The sequence below is a fragment of the Brevundimonas terrae genome, assembly GCF_011761985.1.
Taxonomy (GTDB): domain Bacteria; phylum Pseudomonadota; class Alphaproteobacteria; order Caulobacterales; family Caulobacteraceae; genus Brevundimonas; species Brevundimonas terrae.
In genome coordinates this window covers 316,224-336,214 of sequence record NZ_JAASQT010000001.1, presented here as the reverse complement: position 1 = coordinate 336,214, position 19,991 = coordinate 316,224, and the positions used below count along the sequence as shown (strand labels likewise).

19 protein-coding genes and 1 tRNA gene are annotated in these 19,991 nt (G+C 61.1%); 11 read left to right on the top strand and 9 right to left on the bottom strand.

Translation table 11 applies throughout. The annotated features are described in order from the left end of the window. Positions 1-60 precede the first annotated feature (60 nt). A complete protein-coding gene (locus tag FHS64_RS01605) occupies positions 61-519 on the bottom strand; it encodes a TIGR02300 family protein (protein WP_167174690.1) in 459 nt (152 codons plus the stop codon). Between the two features lie 161 nt (positions 520-680). On the opposite strand from FHS64_RS01605, the gene aroA reads away from it, so the two are divergent. The 5 genes from aroA (at position 681) to mscL (ending at position 5,853) form a co-directional block, all read left to right on the top strand. After that, a complete protein-coding gene (gene aroA, locus FHS64_RS01600; protein WP_167176203.1) occupies positions 681-1,973 on the top strand; it encodes a 3-phosphoshikimate 1-carboxyvinyltransferase in 1,293 nt (430 codons plus the stop codon). 306 nt (positions 1,974-2,279) lie between these two features. Continuing rightward, the gene (cmk, locus tag FHS64_RS01595) at positions 2,280-2,930 is read left to right on the top strand and encodes a (d)CMP kinase (protein WP_167176201.1); all 651 of its coding nucleotides are present in this window, start codon (positions 2,280-2,282) and stop codon (positions 2,928-2,930) included. Positions 2,931-3,161: 231 nt separating this feature from the next. Next, complete coding sequence (rpsA, locus tag FHS64_RS01590) at positions 3,162-4,859, top strand: 30S ribosomal protein S1 (RefSeq protein WP_167174687.1); 1,698 nt, start codon at positions 3,162-3,164, stop codon at positions 4,857-4,859. Positions 4,860-5,095: 236 nt separating this feature from the next. Beyond that, complete coding sequence (locus tag FHS64_RS01585) at positions 5,096-5,386, top strand: integration host factor subunit beta (protein WP_167174684.1); 291 nt, start codon at positions 5,096-5,098, stop codon at positions 5,384-5,386. Between the two features lie 65 nt (positions 5,387-5,451). Next, positions 5,452-5,853: a large-conductance mechanosensitive channel protein MscL gene (gene mscL / locus FHS64_RS01580; RefSeq protein WP_167174681.1), complete on the top strand. Its 402-nt coding sequence runs from the start codon at positions 5,452-5,454 to the stop codon at positions 5,851-5,853. A gap of 70 nt (positions 5,854-5,923) precedes the next feature. Here mscL and FHS64_RS01575 read toward each other — a convergent pair whose 3' ends face one another. Next, complete coding sequence (locus tag FHS64_RS01575) at positions 5,924-6,490, bottom strand: 3D domain-containing protein (protein ID WP_167174678.1); 567 nt, start codon at positions 6,488-6,490, stop codon at positions 5,924-5,926. Positions 6,491-6,903: 413 nt separating this feature from the next. On the opposite strand from FHS64_RS01575, the gene FHS64_RS01570 reads away from it, so the two are divergent. After that, positions 6,904-7,935 (top strand): phospholipase C/P1 nuclease family protein, encoded by a 1,032-nt coding sequence (locus tag FHS64_RS01570; RefSeq protein WP_243862664.1) that lies wholly within the window; start codon positions 6,904-6,906, stop codon positions 7,933-7,935. Between the two features lie 83 nt (positions 7,936-8,018). Continuing rightward, positions 8,019-8,837 carry an RNA methyltransferase gene (locus FHS64_RS01565; protein WP_167174675.1) on the top strand — a complete coding sequence of 273 codons (819 nt, stop codon included), beginning with the start codon at positions 8,019-8,021 and terminating at the stop codon, positions 8,835-8,837. Positions 8,838-8,843: 6 nt separating this feature from the next. On the opposite strand, the gene FHS64_RS01560 is transcribed toward FHS64_RS01565, so the two are convergent. The 5 genes from FHS64_RS01560 to ppa all read right to left on the bottom strand — a co-directional run bounded on the left by FHS64_RS01560 (position 8,844) and on the right by ppa (position 13,363). After that, positions 8,844-10,010, bottom strand: a complete 1,167-nt coding sequence (locus FHS64_RS01560) for a patatin-like phospholipase family protein (RefSeq protein WP_167174672.1) — start codon at positions 10,008-10,010, stop codon at positions 8,844-8,846. A gap of 43 nt (positions 10,011-10,053) precedes the next feature. Next, positions 10,054-11,172 (bottom strand): acyl-CoA dehydrogenase family protein, encoded by a 1,119-nt coding sequence (locus FHS64_RS01555; protein WP_167174669.1) that lies wholly within the window; start codon positions 11,170-11,172, stop codon positions 10,054-10,056. A gap of 5 nt (positions 11,173-11,177) precedes the next feature. Further along, on the bottom strand, positions 11,178-12,356 hold the full coding sequence (locus FHS64_RS01550) for an acyl-CoA dehydrogenase family protein (protein WP_167174666.1): 1,179 nt from the start codon (positions 12,354-12,356) through the stop codon (positions 11,178-11,180). Between the two features lie 99 nt (positions 12,357-12,455). Next, complete coding sequence (locus FHS64_RS01545) at positions 12,456-12,713, bottom strand: Lrp/AsnC ligand binding domain-containing protein (RefSeq protein ID WP_167174663.1); 258 nt, start codon at positions 12,711-12,713, stop codon at positions 12,456-12,458. A gap of 107 nt (positions 12,714-12,820) precedes the next feature. Then, positions 12,821-13,363 (bottom strand): inorganic diphosphatase, encoded by a 543-nt coding sequence (gene ppa, locus FHS64_RS01540; RefSeq protein WP_167174660.1) that lies wholly within the window; start codon positions 13,361-13,363, stop codon positions 12,821-12,823. Positions 13,364-13,485: 122 nt separating this feature from the next. Between ppa and FHS64_RS01535 the strand changes: the two genes are divergently transcribed. After that, positions 13,486-14,172, top strand: a complete 687-nt coding sequence (locus FHS64_RS01535) for a DUF599 domain-containing protein (RefSeq protein ID WP_167174657.1) — start codon at positions 13,486-13,488, stop codon at positions 14,170-14,172. 264 nt (positions 14,173-14,436) lie between these two features. Here the strand turns inward: FHS64_RS01535 and FHS64_RS01530 are convergent, their stop codons facing one another. Then, positions 14,437-15,312 (bottom strand): N-formylglutamate amidohydrolase, encoded by an 876-nt coding sequence (locus tag FHS64_RS01530; RefSeq protein WP_243862663.1) that lies wholly within the window; start codon positions 15,310-15,312, stop codon positions 14,437-14,439. A 120-nt stretch (positions 15,313-15,432) separates the two neighbouring features. On the opposite strand from FHS64_RS01530, the gene cpdR reads away from it, so the two are divergent. The 3 genes from cpdR to FHS64_RS01515 all read left to right on the top strand — a co-directional run bounded on the left by cpdR (position 15,433) and on the right by FHS64_RS01515 (position 17,784). Next, the gene (gene cpdR / locus FHS64_RS01525; RefSeq protein WP_167174653.1) at positions 15,433-15,789 is read left to right on the top strand and encodes a cell cycle two-component system response regulator CpdR; all 357 of its coding nucleotides are present in this window, start codon (positions 15,433-15,435) and stop codon (positions 15,787-15,789) included. A gap of 112 nt (positions 15,790-15,901) precedes the next feature. Beyond that, a tRNA-Val gene (locus FHS64_RS01520) sits at positions 15,902-15,976 on the top strand. A gap of 266 nt (positions 15,977-16,242) precedes the next feature. Further along, positions 16,243-17,784 carry a S10 family peptidase gene (locus FHS64_RS01515; protein WP_208380517.1) on the top strand — a complete coding sequence of 514 codons (1,542 nt, stop codon included), beginning with the start codon at positions 16,243-16,245 and terminating at the stop codon, positions 17,782-17,784. Positions 17,785-17,844: 60 nt separating this feature from the next. On the opposite strand, the gene FHS64_RS01510 is transcribed toward FHS64_RS01515, so the two are convergent. Continuing rightward, complete coding sequence (locus FHS64_RS01510; protein ID WP_167174644.1) at positions 17,845-19,881, bottom strand: TonB-dependent receptor; 2,037 nt, start codon at positions 19,879-19,881, stop codon at positions 17,845-17,847. Positions 19,882-19,991: the final 110 nt, after the last annotated feature.

Sequence of the window (19,991 nt, the reverse complement as noted above, 5' to 3'; positions counted from 1 at the left end):
CGACCGGAAGGTCAAGCGGTTCTGAAAACTTTTTTCCGCTTAGTTTTCAGAACCTTGTTTTTATTCGTCGTCGAGTGACGGCTTGGTCAGTTCTTCTTCCAGACCATCGTCATCTTCGTCTTCGATGAAGGGTACGGAGTCGTCATCTTCGTCGAGAACGTCGTCGTCATCACCGTCTGTGGTGTTGAGGTTGGCTTCGTCATCGACAGGATCGGCGTCGTCATCGTCCGGCGTCAGGATCGGCTCGTGGCCTTCCTGATCGATCTCGGGCGTCGAGGCCTCGCCATCGTCCTCTTCGTCTTCGGCGTCTGCCGACTTGTCGGCGACTTGATCTTCATTTTCTTCTTCGTCGGCAGCATAGCCGGCACCACGACGGACGCGACGGCTCTTCAGAGCCTCTTCCATCGGGTCGAACTCGGTTGCGCATTTGGGGCAACGCGCCGGACGACGGTTCAGGTCGTAGAATTTGGCCTGGCAGCTCGGGCAGAGCTGCTTTTGGCCCAGTTCAGGATTAGCCACGGATGAAACCTTCGGCGGGAGTGGAGTTGAAACTCGGGAAATCGGTCGGCTCCCTTGCCACCCGATGAGCCCACTGTCAAAAGCCTTATGTGACGCGCCTGCGTCCTGTTTTCCAGATGTAATCGGAGCCGAGTAGCCGGGTGAGCGAATCCAAGACCTTTATTGCGTCCCCAAGTCCCTCCCTGAAGGGGGCGGTGAAGGCTCCCGGAGATAAGTCTATCTCTCACAGAAGTCTCATCTTTGGCGCTATGGCCGAAGGTGTGACCGAGATCGACGGGCTACTGGAAGGCGACGATATTCTGGCCACGGCGCGGGCTATGGCCTCGCTGGGGGCCAAGGTTGAAAAATTCGGTCAGGGTCACTGGAAGGTGACCGGCAAGGGCCGTCTGCAATCGCCGAACGACACGATCGACTGTGGCAATGCCGGAACCGGCGTGCGTCTGTTGATGGGGGCGGTGGCCGGATATCCGGTCAATGTGACCTTTGATGGCGATGTGTCTTTGCGCAAGCGCCCGATGAAGCGTGTGACCGGGCCTCTGGCCTCGATGGGCGCGCGGTTTGACTGGAAGCTGGACGAGGATCGTCTGCCGGTAGAGGTCAAGGGCGGCAAGCTGACGGCCATCGACTATGTGCAGAGCGTCGCCTCGGCACAGATCAAGTCGGCCATCCTGCTGGCAGCTTTGAATGCCTCGGGCACCACCCGTATTACCGAGCCGGAAAAGAGCCGTGACCATACCGAGCGTATGCTGGTGGCCTTCGGGGCCAAGGTGGATGTGCAGGAGGTCGGCGAGGGCTGGGTGATCGCGCTGGAGGGCGGTCAGTCCTTGCGCGGCACTTCGGTATCGGTGCCGGGCGATCCGTCGTCTGCGGCCTTCCCGCTGGCGGCAGCCCTGATCGTGCCGGGCTCGGAAGTGACGGTAGAAGGCGTGATGCTGAACCCGTTGCGCGCGGCCCTGTTCGACACATGGATCGATATGGGCGCGGATCTGACCATCACCAATCGCCAGATGGCGGGTGGCGAGGAGGTCGGTGATGTGACGGCCCGTTATTCCAGGCTGAAGGGCATTGTGGTGCCGGAAATGCGCGCCGCAGCCATGATCGACGAATATCCGGTCCTTGCCGCCACCGCCGCCTTTGCCGAGGGGCAGACGGTGATGCGCGGCATTGGCGAGATGCGCGTGAAAGAAAGCGACCGCATCGCCCTGATGGTGGCGGGTCTGCGGGCATGCGGCGTTGAGGTCGAGGAAGAGCCCGAAGGCTTTGTCGTCACCGGTGGTCCGGTCAAGGGCGGGGCCACGGTGGATACCGCCCACGATCACCGCATTGCCATGAGCCATCTGGTGCTAGGCCTTGCTGCGGAACATCCGGTGGCTGTGCGTGATCCTGAAATGATCGCCACGTCCTTCCCCGGTTTTGTCGCTCTGATGAACGGGTTGGGTGCCAAGATCGCGTGAAGCCGATAGCTGTATCGTGATGAGCCCCCGAAAAAACAAAGGCCGCCCATGGCGTGACATCGTCACGTCGCGGGCGGCCTTCGGGTTCTTGTCATGGTGCGTTTTCGAGGGCGCGCGCGGGTTTCTGGATATTCTTGAGCGCGGATCAATCCGTAACCGGCGTGGTCCGGACATCGATGTTAGCGAGAACCCTCTTGTATTTTGGGGCCTAAACGGCTTTTTCGGGCTCTCTATTTTACTGGCAGCAGGATTGGCCGTGATCTGCCTGTTTGCTGCCTTCCAAGCCTTTTCTAGAAAGTCAGTATCCTGACACAGTCCCTCGTCATCGCCGTTGATGGTCCTGCCGCATCCGGCAAGGGTACGATCGCCTCGCGTCTGGCCGATCATTATGGCCTGCCCTATCTGGATACGGGGCTGCTGTACCGTGCTGTGGGCATGGGTGTGCTGGATGCCGGTGGTGATCTGGACGACGAGGCTGTGGCCGGCGAGGTCGCGCGCAAACTGAAGGCCGAGGGCCTTTCGGACGATGTGCGTCTGACCACAGGCGAGGCCGGAGAGGCGGCCAGCCGCGTGGCGGGCCACAAGGCTGTGCGCGAGGCTTTGCTGAAGCTGCAACAGGACTTTGCCGCCCAAGATGGTGGTGCAGTGCTGGATGGTCGCGACATCGGCACGGTGATCGCGCCAGATGCCCATGCGAAACTGTTTGTGACAGCCTCTGCCGAAGTGCGGGCCGAGCGCCGCTGGAAACAGCTGAATGCGCGCGGCATCCTGATATCGTTTGAAGAAATGCTGGCCGATATCCGCAAGCGCGATGCCCGTGATGCCGGTCGCGATTCCGCGCCGATGGTACAAGCTGACGACGCTATCTTGCTGGATACGACTGAAATGGGTATAGAGGCCGCCTTCGATGCGGCCCGCCGTATCGTCGAGACAGCGCGCGCTAAGCACGGCGTCTGATCATAACGGCCCGCCTGTCGAGGACAGGTCCGCCGGATCGGAACCGCAGTTCTTTAGCAAATCCAACGCGTTGAACCTCGAGAACCGCGGGCGTTACGGGCTTTCAAGCCGCCTATTTGCGCGCCTCGTATCGACACGATTTCTACCCAAACTCTTCACCCCCTTCGCGTGCGCGCCGCTTTTCGAAGCTGTTGTTCGCAAAGACCCATTCCCATCAACCCCAAGAGTCATATGACCGATACCTTTAACCCCACTCGCGATGATTTCGCCGCTCTGCTCGACGAACAACTGCAAGGCCGCGATCTTGGCGAAGGCCAAGTCGTTCACGGTCGCGTTGTCGGCATCGAAAAAGACATCGTCATCATCGACGTTGGCCTGAAAACCGAAGGCCGCATCGCCATGCGCGAATTCGGTCAAGGCGAAGGCGCTGTCCTTCCGAAGGTCGGCGACAACGTCGAAGTTTACCTGGAACGCGTTGAAAACGCTCTGGGTGAAGCCGTCATCAGCCGCGACAAGGCTCGCCGCGAAGAAGCCTGGACCCGTCTGGAAGCCGTCTTCGCCGAAGGTCAGCCGGTCAACGGTGCTATCGTCGGCCGCGTCAAGGGTGGTTTCACTGTCGATCTGGGCGGCGCTTCGGCCTTCCTGCCGGGTTCGCAAGTCGACATCCGTCCGGTTCGCGACGTCACCCCGCTGATGGGCAAGGAACAACCGTTCGCCATCCTGAAAATGGACCGTCCGCGCGGCAACATCGTTGTTTCGCGCCGTGCGATCCTGGAAGAAGCCCGCGCCGAACAGCGCACCGAGCTGGTTGGTCAGCTGGCCGAGGGTGAAATCCGTGAAGGCGTCGTCAAGAACATCACCGATTACGGTGCGTTCGTTGACCTGGGCGGCATCGACGGCCTGCTGCACGTCACCGACATGTCGTGGAAGCGCGTGTCGCATCCGTCGCAAGTCCTGGCTGTTGGCGACACCGTCAAGGTCCAGATCGTCAAGATCAACCCGGACACCCAACGTATCTCGCTGGGCATGAAGCAACTGCAGTCGGATCCGTGGGATGGTGTTGAAGCCAAGTACCCGGTCGGCGCCAAGTACACCGGTCGCATCACCAACATCACTGACTACGGCGCATTCGTTGAGCTGGAAGCCGGTGTTGAAGGTCTGGTCCACGTTTCGGAAATGTCCTGGACCAAGAAGAACGTCCACCCGGGCAAGATCGTCTCCACCTCGCAAGAAGTGGACGTCATCGTTCTGGACGTCGACAGCGCCAAGCGCCGTATCTCGCTGGGCCTGAAGCAAGCTCAAGCCAACCCGTGGGAAGCTTTCGTTGAAGCTCACCCGGTCGGTTCGACCGTCGAAGGTGAAGTCAAGAACGCCACCGAGTTCGGCCTGTTCGTCGGCCTGGACAACGACATCGACGGCATGGTCCACCTGTCGGACCTGGACTGGAACGTGTCGGGCGAAGAAGCCATCCAGCGTTACCGCAAGGGTGAAGTCATCAAGGCCAAGGTTCTTGATGTCGACATCGAGAAAGAACGCGTCTCGCTGGGCGTCAAGCAACTGGGCGCTGACCCGATGGAAGGCGACGTCTACAAGCGTGGCCAACAGATCACCGTCACCGTTTCGGCTATCGAAACCGGCGGCATCGAAGTCAAGTTCGGTGAAGACGACGCTCTGGTCACCGCCTTCATCCGCAAGTCGGACCTGTCGCGCGACCGTAACGAGCAGCGTCCGGAACGCTTCTCGGTTGGCGATCGTATCGACGCTATGATCACTGCCGTTGACAAGGCCACGCGCCGCGTCTCGGTGTCGGTCAAGGCACTCGAAATGAAGGACGAGCAAGAAGCCATCGAGCAGTTCGGTTCGTCGGAATCGGGCGCTTCGCTGGGCGACATTCTGGGCGCAGCCCTGAAGAACGCCTCGAAGGACTAAGTCCTGAAGCGACCAAGGCTGTGGCCCTCAAGGCCATAGTCGGGAAATGACGAGGGCGGCCGGAGCAATCCGGTCGCCCTTTTCTTTGCCGTGCGCTTACGGAGCGGATTTAGAGGTTAATCGCAGAAAATCGTTATCTGAGATGCGATTTTCCTCTTTCTTCCAAGGTCATCAGGTGTTTAGGTGCTGTACCGAGGATGGCGAATGGGCCAGCCGAGACACAGACGGGGGCCTGTATGATCAAGTCCGAACTGATCGAGAAGCTGGCAGCAGAGAATCTCCATCTCACGCATGCCGAAGTCGAACGCGTGGTAAACGTCATTCTTGGACAAATGACCGGTGCCTTGTCCGAGGGCGGGCGGGTAGAGCTTCGGGGGTTTGGCGCGTTTTCTGTACGCAGCCGTCCGGCCCGTTCCGGCCGCAACCCGCGCACTGGTGAAACCGTAGAAGTTCCGGCCAAGGCCGTACCGTTTTTCAAAAGCGGCAAGGAACTAAGGGTGCGTCTGAACGCTTCTGGCGACGCCTGATCTTCCCTATAGGGGGAACAGATTCTGGTGCGGTCGATGCCGCGCCCGCCTAAAGGAGCAAATCAATGAGTCTTGGTAGCGAATTCAAGGAATTCATCGCACGCGGCAACGTTGTCGATCTGGCTGTCGGTGTCATCATCGGCGGGGCCTTCGGCAAGATCGTTACCAGCCTGGTGGACCAGATTGTCATGCCGCCGATTGGCTGGCTGATTGGCGGTGTAGATTTTGCCGCCCTGAAATACACGCTGCCGGTCAATCCGACGAACCCGACGGGCGATCCGGCGGTGATCGAATACGGTGCGTTTATCAACACCTGTATCCAGTTCCTGATCGTGGCCTTCGTCATCTTCATGATGGTCAAGGTGGTGAACAAGCTGCGTCGCACGCAGGAAGAGGCACCGGCTGCACCCTCGGCTACCGAGGCTCTGCTGGCTGAAATCCGTGACGAGTTGAAAAAGCGCCCTTAAGCGGTGGCTTCGAGACAAACAAAAAGGCCGCCGGATCGCTCCGGCGGCCTTTTTTGTATCTTGGTATCGATCAGTTCGATGCGGTTTCCCAGGCGGGCGGGCAACCTTCGAAATCGCCGGCATCCACAACCGTCAGGGTCTTCATGTTCAGCGGCATGGCCGGACGCATCGAGCCGCGACCATGGCCGGTATAGAGGTCGATCTTGGAGCCACGGATGGCACCGCCCGTGTCCGAAGCATACCAGTAGCCGTCGTGCTTGGTACCGTCTGCCATTTGCAGGCCCACGGTCTCACGGATGAACAGGCGGGTGCGGCGCGGAATAACGCGCGGGTCGGTGGCGACGGTACGCATGGCAATCGGGCGGCAACCGAGAGAATCGTTACCGGTCGCGCCACCACCACCTGCGTGATAGAGGCGGGCCGAGGCGCGCCAGTCGGCTTCGGCGCTCATATGTTCTTGCTGTTCGTCGCTGAGCACCGCGTTTTCGACGGCGGCGACGGCTTCGGTGTCAACTTCGGCTGCGAGAGATGCGGGAGCAATTTCGTTTGCAACAACAGTCTCATAGGGGACAGGTCCGCCAGTAGCAGCGAACGACAGGGCCCACAGGGCGGCCAGAGCGGCGACCGTATTCAGCATCTAATTCACATGAGCAGCACCGGCACCACGCTCACCGGCGAGAGCGCTTTTGACGACGAAATGTGTCAAAGTCGTGTCAAATGAGTTGATCGAGAGGAAGGTCGCAATTTTACTAGGCATTGTAACAGCACATCGCCGCGTCTGTTCAGAATAGGGCGCGGTAATGAATACAGTATTGAGTGATATTGCTAATCTTTTTGCCGCAATCATCTCATGTAAATTTTCTTATCACGCGTCTGTGAAAGCTTTATTGCGAAGATTTCAGTTCGTAAGAGCAAATATTCTCGGCTTTGGTGTTTCTTTAATCGACGAATTTCGAGCGCAACCACAGGTGTATGAAGCGCATCGGTGGCGGGCTGTGTCCGAATGGGATAAATCAGCACACGATTTGACCCTATCCACCGGAGTTCGCCATGCGATCCACCAAGCACCTGATGATTTCTGCCGCTGCCGCCCTGATGCTGGTGGCTGTGCCTGCCGCGCAGGTCGTGGCCTGGGGGGCTTCGGGGCACCGCGTGATCGGCGTTACCGCCATGCGCGCCCTGCCGGACACCCTGCCGGCCTTCCTGCGTTCGCCGGGGGCTGCATCGGATGTGGGTGAATATTCGCGCGAGCCGGACCGCTGGAAGGGTGCGGGCCAACCGCACGACCGCGAGCGCGACACGGCACACTTTGTCGACATGGATGATGCAGGCCGTGTGATGGACCATCGCGGCATGACGATGGACCAGTTGCCACGCCTTAAGTCGGAATATGATGCGGCCCTGACCAAGGCGGGTCTGGATGTCGATAAGGCCGGTTATCTGCCCTATGCGATCATGGATGCGTGGCAAAACCTGGAACGCGACTTTGCCTATTGGCGCGTGCTGAACGCTGCCGAAGCGCGTGAAACCGATCTGGCCAAGCGCGAATGGTATCGTGCCGACCGCCTGCGCCGCGAACAACTGATCCTGCGCGATATCGGCGTCCTCAGCCACTATCTGGGCGACGCGTCCCAGCCGCACCACACGACCATCCACTTCAATGGCTGGGGCGGTGAAACCAATCCCGAAGGCTTTACGACCTCGCGCCGCACACACGGCCAGTTTGAAGGGGCCTTTACCTCGCGCAACCTGAATCCGGCGACGGTATCGGCGGCAATGGCACCGCTGAATGTCGAAGGCTTTGATGTTCGCGCCCGCACCGGTACGTTTTTGAACACCACGCTGGGCACGGTTATTCCCTTCTATCGCATGGAGAAGGACGGGGCCTTTGATGGCACCGATCCGCGCGGTATTGCCTTTGTGAACGAGCGTCTGGCCGCAGGGGCCGAACAGGTCCGCGACTTTACGGTGGCGGCGTGGAATGTGTCGGGCACGGCCGCCGTCGGCTGGCCAGCGGTCAAGGTGGCCGAGGTCGAGGCAGGTAGCGTCGATCCGTGGGTGGCTCTGGTCGGCGAAGACTAAATCGGACGAAACTTTCGTCAATTATGATGAACGGGACCGCTCCTGCCTTCGCAGGGGCGGTCTTCGCGTTTAAGGAAGCGGCTATGAGCGAACACACCCCCAGCCCCCTTACGCCGCCGGTCGTCATTCTCGACCGCTCGCAACTGGCCGACAACATCGGTTCGGTGGCGCGTGTCATGGCCAATTTCGGTCTGTCGGAACTGCGTCTGGTCAATCCGCGCGATGGCTGGCCGCAGGAACGGGCCTGGGCGACGGCGTCCGGTGCCGACTGGGTGCTGGACGGTATCAAGGTGTTCGATACGGTGGCCGACGCCATCAGCGACCTGAACGTGGTGTTCGCCACCACCGCCCGTCCGCGCGAGACACGCCAGCCGGTGCGCACGCCGCGCGAGAGTGCCCGCGTCCTGTATGACGAGACGGCATCGGGCCTGAAATGCGGTCTGCTGTTTGGCGGAGAGCGTGCCGGACTGGAGACCTCGGATATTGCCCTTTGCGCGGGCATCACCACCATTCCGATCGATCCGCGCCACCAGTCACTGAATCTGGCACAGGCCGTGGCGATCAATGCCTATGAGTGGCGCACCCTGATCCTCGATGCCCCGCCGCCGCGTTTCCGCGAGGCAGAGCCACCGGCGGCCAATGAGCTGCTGATCGGCATGTACGAGCATCTGGAGGCAGAGCTGGATAATGGCGGCTTCTTCCACCCGCCCGAGAAGAAGCGCTCCATGAGCCAGAACCTGCGGGTCATGTTGGGGCGCGCTAGCTTTAGCGAGCAGGAAGTGGCCACCTTCCGTGGTGTGATCCATGCGCTGGCCAAGGGCCGTGGTCGTGTGCTGGCCAAGTTGGCGGCCAAAGCCGCGGCGGAAAACAAGGACCAGCCTTCCAAACCGTCCGAAGGCTAAACTCGCCTATTTAAGCAGGCTGTCTTTCCACCGCTCGAACCCTGTGGGGGCCACGGCGGTGGTCCACAGCTCGCCCGAGGCGGCGCGCTGGCGTCCCGCTTCGAACAGACGTGCCATGGCGGCGGTTTCAAAATTCATGGCATGCCCCCGCTCGGCACTGGGCGGGATGGAAGCCAGCTTTAGCGGGATGCCACGCGCGGCGCACAGGGTGATCGCCGTTGATAGCGCCTGACGATAGGAAAACCGCAGCATGGCCTCGAAGCTGCGGGTTAGGACGGCGGCAATATTGGGCGGGGTGGTGCGTGGATCGGGATCCAGCACAGTATTGATCAACACATGCACCCGTCCGCCCTTCAGGCGACGCCCCAGATTTTGCCACTGCATCAGGGCCGTGGGCATCAGAAACAGAGGCGAGGCGACGCCGCCATCGACGTGCATCTCCTCATAGCGCTGACCTTCATGCTCGGTGATGATGCGGCGGGGGCTGAAGATACCCGGCAGGCTGGCCGAGGCGACCAGAACATCGCGGAACAGGTTCAGCGCCGCCTCGCCACCATGACTGGCAATGGCACCCATGTCCCAGACGCTGGGTTCCTGACGGTCCAGATCGGTGGTGGTGACCAGTAGCCTGCGCCCGCGTGCATGTTCGGCGGCGACCGCCTTTATCAGTTCGGCATCAATGAAAGGGGCGATCAACTCGTCCAGCGAGCGACTGCTGATGAGGCCGCCGCTAAAAGGTGCCGCGACACGGCGCGGGCTGAGCAGGCTTTGGGCATGGCCGCCCGTATAGGCCTCTTTCAGCTTGTGGTCCCATTGCGGGCCCAGAAAGGCGAGGGGGGCGATCAGGGCCCCTGTGCTGACGCCGGTCACGAGGGCGAATTCGGGGCGGGTGCCGGTCTCGCTCCACCCCGTGATGGCCCCGGCACCATAGGCCCCATCTGCGGCACCGCCTGACAGGGCCAGAATGTCATAGCGTCCCGAGGCCCAGCCCGATCGGGGCAGGGACAGGTGGTCGGCGGCGCTAACGAGACCGGCCTCGGCACTGTCGGTACACAGGCGGATATTCTTGAAACCCGGCACACTGGCATTGGCGACGGGCGGACATTCCAGTCTGCCGCGTACAAAGGGGCGCGACCGGCGCGCGGCAGGATCGGATGACGGGGTGTCGCTCATAATCCCAGCCTTACGCAGCGGTCGGCCCTTGGCAAGACTGGCCCTAATAGTTGCGAGCGCGGGCCAGTTGCTCGGCGTGGAAATGGCTGTCGCCCAGCGTCTCGTTCAGCACCCTGACCCGCTTCATATAGAGACCGATGTCGAACTCGTCGGTCATGCCGACGCCGCCATGCATCTGCACGCCTTCCTGAACGGCCAGTTCGGCCACGCGACCGGCCTTGGCCTTGGCGACAGAGGCAGACAGGCCAGCTGTTTCCTTGCCCTCGTCGATAGCTTGCAGGGCACCGAGGGTTGCGGCCTTGGCCAGTTCCAGCTCGGTATAGAGATGGGCGGCGCGGTGTTGCAGGGCTTGGAACTCGCCGATCAGCTTGCCGAACTGCTGGCGGGTTTTCAGATAGTCGAGCGTGATGGCAAAGGCCTGATCGCCCGCGCCGTTCAGGCCCGCTGCGGCACAGGCGCGGCCCAGTGACAGGGCCCTGTCCAGCACCGGCTGGCCGGAACCGACCTCGCCGATCAGGGCGTCGGCATCGACCTCGACATCCTTCAAGGTAATGCGGGCGGCATTATGGGCATCGACCATGACGGTCCGCTCGATATTGATCCCGTCTGTTTTGGGATCAACGAGGAACAGGCTGAGGCCCTCATCGGTTTGCGCGGCAACAATCAGGGCATCGGCGACGTGGCCGTCCAGCACCAGCGCCTTGGCTCCGTTCAGTTTGAAGCCGTTACCGCTGCGTTCCGCGCGGGTCTCTATGCGGTGCGGGGCGTGTTTGGCCCCTTCATCGACAGCCAGAGAGACAATGGCCTCGCCCGCTGCGATCTTGGACAGCCAAAACTTCTGCGCGTCCGATCCGGCGTTTTGCAAAATACTGGCCGAGAGGACCGCGCTGCCGAAGAAGGGCGAGGGGGGCAGGGTGCGGCCAAGGCTTTCGGCAATCACGCCCGCCTCGACAGCACCGAGGCCGGAGCCGCCATGTTCTTCGTCAATCAGCACACCGGCAAAGCCCATTTCGCCGAACTGCTGCCACAGGGTGCGAGAGAGGCCGTCGGCATCATGGCTGTCGCGCAACTGGCGCAAATGTTTGATCGGGGCGTGCTCGCCAAGAAAGCCGTCCACGGCATCTTTCAGCATCACCTGTTCGTCTGTCAGGATCAAAGCCATGGTCTTTATGCTCCCGGCAGGTTGAGAAGGTGTTTGGCGATGATGTTGAGCTGCACCTCGGTGGTGCCGCCCTCGATGGAGTTGGCCTTGGTGCGTAACCAGCTGCGGGCGGTATCGCCCTCGTGCGAGCGCTCGCTTTCCCATTCCAGCGCGTCGATGCCGCCCGCGGCCATCAACAACTCGTATTTGCGCTTGTTCAGCTCAGAGCCGTAATATTTCAGCATCGAGGCCAATGCCGGATGGGCCTGACCGGCCTTCATGCGATCCACGGCACTGTCCATGGCCAGCTTGAAGGCAGCGGCATCCATGTCCCATTCGGTGATGCGGGCGCGCAGCATCGGATCATCGATACGACCCTGATCGTCGGTGCCGATGGAATCACGGGCGATCTCGCCCAGCGGGCGGCCCATGCCTTCGCCCATGGCCCCGATCATGGTGCGTTCGTGGGCCAGCAGGTATTTGGCGACGTCCCAGCCGCGGTTCAGTTCACCGACGAGGTTTTCCTTCTCGACGCGGACATTGTCGAAGAAGGTCTCGCAGAAGGGCGACTTGCCGGAAATCAGCGTGATGGGGCGTGTCGAGACACCCGGCGTTTCCATGTCGAACAGGACAAAGCTGATGCCGCGATGCTTGTTTGACGGGTCGGTACGGACCAGACAGAAGATCCAGTCGGCCTTGTCGGCATAGGAGGTCCAGATTTTCTGGCCGTTGACGATCCAGTGGTCGCCCATATCCTCGGCGCGGGTTTGGAGCGAGGCGAGGTCCGAACCCGATCCCGGTTCCGAATAGCCCTGACACCAGCGGATTTCGCCGCGCACGATAGGGGGCAGGTATTTCTTTTTCTGCTCTTCAGTGCCGAAGGCCAAAAGGGCAGGGCCAAGCATCCAGATGCCAAAGCTGCTGAGGGCTGGCTGGGCCTTGATGCGGAGAAGCTCGGATTGCAAAATCTTGGCCTGTTCGCGGGTCAGGCCACCGCCGCCATATTCGGCGGGCCATTCGGGGGCAGTCCAGCCCTTGGCCCCCATGGCATCCATCCACGCCTTGTGGGCGGGGGTTTTGAAGGTGGCGTTGCGGCCACCCCAGATCAGATCATTTTCAGATTCGACCAGCCCGCGTACTTCGGGTGGGCAGTTCGCTTCCAGCCAGTTCCGCACTTCGAGGCGGAAGGTTTCCGGATCACTCATAGGCACGTTTCCCCTTCGGTATGGCCTCTGCGGGCCATCTTCGGGATCGACGTTATCACATGGGTTTCGATTGGCTACGGTCTAGATCAAACCGTGCGATCACCCCTTCGTGGGCAGGAAGGGCGAGAAGGTGATGACCGTAAACGTGTCGCGGATATGCGGACGGGTCTGGACCTGTTTGGTGACGAAGGTGCCGATATCGGCATCCTTGGGCAGGTGGAACTTGGCCAGAAGGTCATGCTGGCCCGAGGTGGAATAGACCTCGCTGACGTTCTCGACATTGTCCACCAGATCGGCGGCCACGTCATTGGCATAGCCCAGCTCGCATTTGATGAAGACGAAGATGGCGGTCATCATGGCGGTATTCTCCCTAGTCAGGCTTCTTTAGCGTGTGGCCGCTGTAACGGCCAAGAAAAAGGGCGCAGCCGTTGCCGGATGCGCCCCAGATCGTTTTTAGCGGTCGCTTACTTGGCGGCCAGCTTGGCCTGATGCGCGGCCTGACCGGCAACGATCAGGTCAGCGGCTTCCTGAGCCGAACCCCAACGGTCGATCTTGACGAACTTGCCCTTCTCCAGATCCTTGTAGCGGGTGAAGAAGTGCTCGATCTGCTGCAGCTGGATGGCCGGCAGTTGCTCGTATGACTTAATGTCCGAATAGAACGGGCTCATCTTGTCGACCGGCACGCACAGGATCTTCTCGTCGCCACCGGCTTCGTCGGTCATGATCAGCACGCCGATCGGACGCGAACGCAGGACGCTGCCCGGGACCACCGGATACGGGGTCAGGACCAGCACGTCGCAGGGGTCGCCATCGTCCGACAGGGTGTGCGGGATGAAGCCATAATTGGCCGGATAGATCATCGGGGTCGACAGGAAGCGGTCGACGTACAGAGCGCCCGATTCCTTATCCATCTCGTACTTGACCGGCGAGCCGCCAGCCGAGATTTCGATGATGGCGTTAACGTCCCACGGGGCGTCCTTACCAACCGGAATGGCGTCGATGTTCATATTTGTGCTCTATTGCAGATGCGAAAGATGTTGGCGGGCGTGATAAGCTTTGCGCGGGCCGACGGCAAGCGTCACGGCTTGGTTGTGTGTGCGGCAATGGTGTTCGGGAGGGTTTGACGTCGATGTCGGTTCTGGATTGGGTCGCTCTTGTCGTCTTTCTTGTGGCCTGGCTGGGCTATGATCCGGTGCTGGGTGCGTTGGCGCGGCGCGGCGGCACTTTGAACACCGATATGCTGACGGTGCGCAACAGCTGGATGAACGCCATGACCAATCGCCAGATGCGGTTGGTGGATGCCCAGCTTATGGGGCACACAATTTCGTCGGCCTCATTCTTTGCTTCGACCAACCTGCTGCTGATTGCGGCGGTGGCGGGCGTGTTGTTCGGCGGGGATGTCGCCTTGCGCAATATCGCCGCTCTGGGCGCTGAAGTGACGACTATCAAGGTGATGGAGGGCAAGCTGGCCCTGATCCTGCTTTGTCTGGCGCGGGGACTTCTGGACTTTATCTGGGCGCTGCGACAGCTCAACTATACGGTGGCCCTGATCGGCGCGGCGCCCGAAGTGCACGAGGAAGCCGATCGCGCATCCTACGGGGCGGCTGTGGGCAAGGTGCTCAATCCGGCCCTGTCTTCGTTCAACCGGGGTGAACGGGGCTATTATTTCGCCCTTGCGGCGGCGGTCTGGATGTTTGGATCGCTGTGGTTGTTGCTGGCGGTCATCATGGTGACCAGCCTGTTATTGTGGCGCCAGTCGGCATCGCCATCGGCCCGTGCGGTTCGCGCGGCCCGCCGCTTGTTGGAGCGTCCCTAGACCTTGGTCGAATGCTGTTGTGCAATTCAGCGAAATAACGCCGGAATGTAACGAATTCGCTCAATTATTACAGGGTTTGAAACAGGGTGTGAAACAAAGCCGTGAATCCGAGGCTTGATATTTTGTGCACTGCAACCTAACTTGTTCTTCGACGCTTTCGGGCGTCTCGCCCTTCCTGGGCGTTTCCTCCCTATAGACTTTTATAGCCGCGCCGGTTCTGGCGCGGCTTTTTTTTAGCTGAATTCAGGTTGACCTAGGGTCAGATTATGCGCCGCCGAGGGTTCCGGCATGGATGCGGCCCAGCTCGGCGATGACCCGTTTCAATGCTGTGTGACAGCGCTTCCAGCCGATAGCGGGCTGATGGTGGGCCTCGTTCCAGTACAGGCGGCGATTGACCTCGATTTGCAGGGCATGGAACCCGTCTTCGGGGCGACCCCACTCTTGGGTGGCATAGCCTCCCGCATAGGGGCGGTTCAAACCGACGCGCCAGCCCTGCGCCTCGCACAGGGCGCGTAGTGTGCGGGTCCAAAACACATCGCAACTGGTACCGTGACGGTCCCCCAGAATAATATCGGGACCGTTCGCGCCGGTGGCTCTTTGGGGCATGGAGTGCCAGTCGATCAGCAGGGCCTGTCCGTGCTGTTCTCTCGCCTGTGTCATCAGCCCGGCAAGGGCGGTATGATAGGGGCGATAGACGCGATCAAGCCGTGCGCTGGCCTCAAGGAAAGTCAGGCGGCGCTGATATAGAGGCTGTCTGTCGCTGGCCAACCGGTGCAGCACGCCATAGCCCGCCAGTGTCTTTGGCGATGGCTCCAGCGGCGGGCAGTCGATGATCAGGCTGGGGTCCAGATCGGTTTCAGCGCGGTTCAGATCTATATAGGCGCGCCCGTATCGGGCAATCAGAAGGGCTGCCCCGTGGTCTGTGCCGCTGGCGATCAACCGGTCCATGGCGGCGTCCTCAACCGCCTGCACCGTGGCCTTGTCAGCCACGCAATCCATATCGGCGGGATAGAAGTCGCCGGAATGGGGAGAGGCAAAGATCAGGCCCGCAATGTCCGGCTTGGACGCTGGCCGGACCTCGTAGGATGCGGGCATCGCATCTGTGTCGGTATCCGCAGCAGGGGACGAGTTGAAGGCCATGGCACGACATACAATGTTTGGCGTCTGACGTCGCCTTTGCTGTTTCCCTTCATGCGTGGTTTACGCGTCGGTGTTAGACGAAAGTCCAGCAACTGATTCAATGGGTCACCGGAACCACTCATGGCGCGAATTCTTCTGGCCGAAGATGATTATTCCCTGCGCGGCTTTCTCAAGCGGGCGCTTGAGCGGGCCGGTCACGATGTGATCGATTGCGAAAATGGCGACGATGCGATCGATGCACTGGAGGTGCACGATTTCGATCTGCTGTTGACCGATATTGTTATGCCGGGGGCGGACGGTATCGAGGTGGCCCGCACCGCCAGTGCCCGCGATCCGGCCATGAAAATCATGTTCATCAGCGGTTTCGCCGCTGTGGCCCTGACCGCAGCCCAGGCGTCGCCGCAGGCCAAGGTCCTGGCCAAACCCGTCCATTTGAAAGACCTCGTGGACGAAGTTGACCGTATGATTGCGGCGTGATTTGAAAAATAACGGAAAAGGCCGAAAAAACCACTTGCGGAAGTCGTAAAACGGGGGCTATACGACGGGCCTTCCCGCCCACCAAGGCAACTTGATGGGTCGCTGAAAAGGCGGACGCGTAGCTCAGCGGGAGAGCACCTCGTTGACATCGAGGGGGTCACAGGTTCAATCCCTGTCGTGTCCACCATTTCCTCTTATCCAGACATTCTGACGTACAGCTCTGAGCAAGAGCCTTTTTCGCGTGTCTGGAATGGTGGCTCTGTGGGCCATAGGGGTTTAGGTCCCCTTTTCGGATAATCTTCGGTGAACCTCGAGGATTGGACCGATTTTATCTGACCCTTTCGTTATATCGCTGGTTTACATTCGGACTGGATTGCCGCCACATTTCACTATGGTGCTGCCTTAGGCACCACGCGCTCGAGGGGAGTGCGGATGTGTATGAGGGGCTTCAACTTGAAGAAACTGGTTATTGCCGCCGTCTCGGCGTTGTTGCTGGCGGGGCCTGCGATGGCCCAAGGCCAAAGTCAGGCTTCGGGCGACGCGCGCAGCGAGGGAGCCGCCTCGCGCGAGCGTCCCTCGCATAATATTCCGCCGCCGGTGGTTTCGACCACGCGCCATACGGGCGTGTTCGGCGGTCAGCGCATTGCCTATCGCGCCATTGCGGGCGAGACCTATCTGAAGGACAAGGACGGCAAGCCGCTCGCGGCCATCACCTCCTATAGCTACATCAAGGAAGGTCCGACCGATCCGAACCGTCCGGTGACCTTCCTGTGGAATGGTGGTCCGGGTTCGGGTTCGCTGTGGCTGCAGATGGGTGCCTTTGGTCCCAAGCGCGTTGTTGTGCCGTCGGATGCCCGCGATGACGGTGCCGCACCGTTCCCGATGATCGACAACACCGAGTCGCTGTTGGATGTCACCGACATCGTCTTTATCGATCCGGTCGGTACAGGCTTCAGCCGCGCACTGGGCGATACGGATCCGGCCAAATACTGGGGCGTGACGCAGGACGCCAAGTCGATGGCGGACTTCATCCGTCTGTGGCTGAACGAGCATGGCCGCTGGAACGCACCGAAATTTATCGGTGGTGAAAGCTATGGCACCACCCGTTCGGCGGCAGTCATCAACGAGCTGGAGGGCACTTATACGGATGTGTCCATCAACGGCATCCTGCTGATCTCGTCGATCCTCGACTTCAGTCAGGCCGCCAATGTTCAGGGCAATGAGCTGGGCTTTGTCACCAACCTGCCGTCCTATGCGGCGACGGCCTGGTACCACAACAAGGTGCCGAACCGTCCGGCGACGGTGGAAGCCTTTGCGGCCGAGGCCCGTGCCTTTGCCATTGGTCCGTATGCTTCGGCCCTGTTGAAGGGCAATGACCTGACCGCTCAGGAGCGTGCAGCCATCCTGCCGCAACTGGCGCGTTATACCGGCATTTCGGAAACCTATCTCGATCAGGTCAATCTGCGCCTGTCGCCCAGCCGCTTCTATAAAGAGCTGTTGCGTGACCGTGGCCTGTCTGTTGGGCGTCTGGACACCCGCTATACCGGCGTCGATTACGACAATGGCGGCGAGCGCCCGGACAATGATCCGAGCTTCTACGGCATCGATGGTGCCTATACGGCGGCGATGAACAGCTGGGTGCGCGAGACACTGAAATACTCGCCGGACGTGGTCTATTCCTCGATCGGCGGCACGCGTAGCTGGGACTGGACGCTTCCCTCCGCCGGGCGCGGTGGTGCCGAGTATCTGAACGTAGCGCCTTACATCGGTAAGGCCCTGCGCGAGAACAGCGCCCTGCGCGTCTTTGTGGGGCAGGGCTATTACGACATGGCCACGCCGTTCTTCGGGGCGGAATACTCGCTGAACCGTCCGGGCTTCCCGACCGATGGCCGTATCGAGTGGCACTACTATGAATCCGGACACATGATGTACGTCCGCGAGGATGATCTGCGTAAATTGTCGAACGACATCCGCACCTTCATCCGTAACCGTTAAGCCGTCTGGGCTTATGATCCTTGGCCCCGCAGCTTCGGCTGCGGGGCTATTTTTATGCTCTTAATAGGTCAGGCGCACACCGGCCCGTACCGTGCGCGGGGCGGTATATCCGGCAATGCCGGTGCCGGTCATCGCGGTCTCGATATCCTCGTCCAGCAGGTTGTCGGCGGCGATCCACAGGGCGGCATGGGACAGGACCTGCCACTGGGCGCGGGTGTCGATGGTCCATGCGGCCTTGAGGGGACGGCTGTTTAGATCATCGTCGAAACGGGCCGATTCATAACGGGCATTGGCCGACAAGGAGAGGCTGGGTGTCATCTGCCAGTCCGCCCCGATATTGGCGCTCCATTCGGGGGCCTGTGCGGGACGAAGGCCGGTCAGTTGCGGGGCCAGCATGCCGCCGTCCATTTCGGCATCCGTCCATGCCAGTGCGGCCTTGAGGTCAAGGGTGTCGCTGGCCTCATAACGGCCTGCCAGTTCCAGACCCGTGGCCGAAACCGATCCGGCATTCTGGCGCTGGCGCAACACGCCGCCTGCCGGCACAAAGCCCGCACGCGGGAAGGTGCCCGGCCCCTCGGCGAGGGTGACGTTGACCACAACGTCGTCGATCATATTGCGGAACAGGGTGGCCGACAGGCTGTGGCGATCACCCCTATGGCCCCACTCCATTTCGATGCCTTGCAGGGTTTCCGGTATCAGCCCCGCATTGGCTTCGGTCAGGTCGTTGCCGACGCGGAACGGACGGTGAAGCTCGTTGAGGGTGGCGGGACGGAAGCCGGAATAGGCCGAGGCGCGCAGCCAGCTATTGGCCCCCAAGGCACGGCGAACCCCCAAGCGGGCGCTGACGACCTTGTCGCTGCGGGCGGGATCGTTTTCATCAAGGGTGGTGGCCCCCGTTTGCAGGTCATTTTCAAACCGGAAGCCGTTCTCATTCTTCCATTCGTCGAGGCGCAGGCCACCGGCGACAATCCATGGCCCGTTAAGCCATGAGGCATCGACATAGCCGCCAATGACCGAGGTCTCGCCGCCCGCCATGCGCCCGCGCGTAAAGACACCGCCCATATAGCGGAACATTTCCTGCGTCTGGCCCTCGTTAAAGCGGGCATCAAGACCGATCTCCCATTCCAGCAGGCCGTTCAGGGCCAGCGTGTTGCGAATCGCGACATTGGCCCCGCGACCGCGGGCTGGGGTGCGGTATTGCTCATTGGCGGGCGTGACGGTGGTGCGGTCTGGCGAGACCGCACCGGACGTGTTGAACAGGTTGCTGTGGTTCTCCCACAACTGGATGCGCCACGATGGCCCTTGGGTGGCCTGTTTGGACAAGGTGGCCGAGACGCTGTTTCCCGACGCATTGGCACGGTTGCGGCCAAGGCCCGATCCGCGGTCTTCTTCCCAGCTTGCGGCCCGCAGCGACAGGCTGGTCTCGTCACCGACAGCATAGTCCAGACGACCGGACAGGCTTTCAAGCTTCAGGTCCATCGGCACATCGGCAGGGCCGGATTGAAGGCCGCGCACCGGCACATAGCCGTCGCTGGTTTCGTGGTTGCCGGAAACGGTCAGCCCGAACCGGCCATGTTCAAGACGGGTGCTGGCGGCGGCGCGTAGTCCGCCACGGCTGGCCACCGACAGGTCGGCCATGCCCTGAGGGCGGTCGCTTTCGCGCAGGGCAATCGTGCCCGTCAGTGCCCCTGCGCCATAGGGGCCGGAGCCCGCGCCGCGCATGACATCAATGGCTTCAAGGCTTTCGGGCGTGATCTGTCCCCAGATGACCCAGCCGCCAAAGGGATCGTTTATCGGCACCCCGTCCAGCGTCACCAAGGCGCGACCGGCCCCCGTCGGGGCTATGGCGCGAAGGGACAGGCCTTGGGTGGTCGGGTTGGCGGCCAGACTGTCGGCGCGGCGAAACAGGGTGACGGCGGGGATTTGGCGCAGGGCCTGATCGACACGCGGTGCGTTCGCCAAGTCCTGAGCCAGCAACAGGGTGTGGTCAAAGGCGAGCTGGGCCTGTTGCGGGCGCAAGCGGGCCGCTGTGACGACAATCTCTTCGAGCCGGGCGATTTCGGAAGGCGAGGTTTGCGGGGGTGGGGGGATATCCATCAGCACGAAACACTCCATCAAACCTTGCGAACCTTCACCATAGCCAAGGCCGGTCTGCTTGCAAAAGAAGAACCCCGCCGACAGAGCCAGCGGGGTTTTGGGCAGATCAC

Excerpts from the sequence above, each read along its gene's own strand:
- FHS64_RS01570 (WP_243862664.1), top strand. The coding sequence starts at position 6,904 with ATGCGATCCACCAAGCACCTGATGATTTCTGCCGCTGCCGCCCTGATG.
- FHS64_RS01565 (WP_167174675.1), top strand. The coding sequence starts at position 8,019 with ATGAGCGAACACACCCCCAGCCCCCTTACGCCGCCGGTCGTCATTCTC.
- cpdR (WP_167174653.1), top strand. The coding sequence starts at position 15,433 with ATGGCGCGAATTCTTCTGGCCGAAGATGATTATTCCCTGCGCGGCTTT.
- FHS64_RS01575 (WP_167174678.1), bottom strand. The coding sequence starts at position 6,490 with ATGCTGAATACGGTCGCCGCTCTGGCCGCCCTGTGGGCCCTGTCGTTC.
- mscL (WP_167174681.1), top strand. The coding sequence starts at position 5,452 with ATGAGTCTTGGTAGCGAATTCAAGGAATTCATCGCACGCGGCAACGTT.
- rpsA (WP_167174687.1), top strand. The coding sequence starts at position 3,162 with ATGACCGATACCTTTAACCCCACTCGCGATGATTTCGCCGCTCTGCTC.
- FHS64_RS01510 (WP_167174644.1), bottom strand. The coding sequence starts at position 19,881 with ATGGATATCCCCCCACCCCCGCAAACCTCGCCTTCCGAAATCGCCCGG.
- FHS64_RS01555 (WP_167174669.1), bottom strand. The coding sequence starts at position 11,172 with ATGGCTTTGATCCTGACAGACGAACAGGTGATGCTGAAAGATGCCGTG.
- FHS64_RS01585 (WP_167174684.1), top strand. The coding sequence starts at position 5,096 with ATGATCAAGTCCGAACTGATCGAGAAGCTGGCAGCAGAGAATCTCCAT.
- FHS64_RS01560 (WP_167174672.1), bottom strand. The coding sequence starts at position 10,010 with ATGAGCGACACCCCGTCATCCGATCCTGCCGCGCGCCGGTCGCGCCCC.
- ppa (WP_167174660.1), bottom strand. The coding sequence starts at position 13,363 with ATGAACATCGACGCCATTCCGGTTGGTAAGGACGCCCCGTGGGACGTT.
- FHS64_RS01545 (WP_167174663.1), bottom strand. The coding sequence starts at position 12,713 with ATGATGACCGCCATCTTCGTCTTCATCAAATGCGAGCTGGGCTATGCC.
- FHS64_RS01535 (WP_167174657.1), top strand. The coding sequence starts at position 13,486 with ATGTCGGTTCTGGATTGGGTCGCTCTTGTCGTCTTTCTTGTGGCCTGG.
- FHS64_RS01530 (WP_243862663.1), bottom strand. The coding sequence starts at position 15,312 with ATGGCCTTCAACTCGTCCCCTGCTGCGGATACCGACACAGATGCGATG.
- FHS64_RS01550 (WP_167174666.1), bottom strand. The coding sequence starts at position 12,356 with ATGAGTGATCCGGAAACCTTCCGCCTCGAAGTGCGGAACTGGCTGGAA.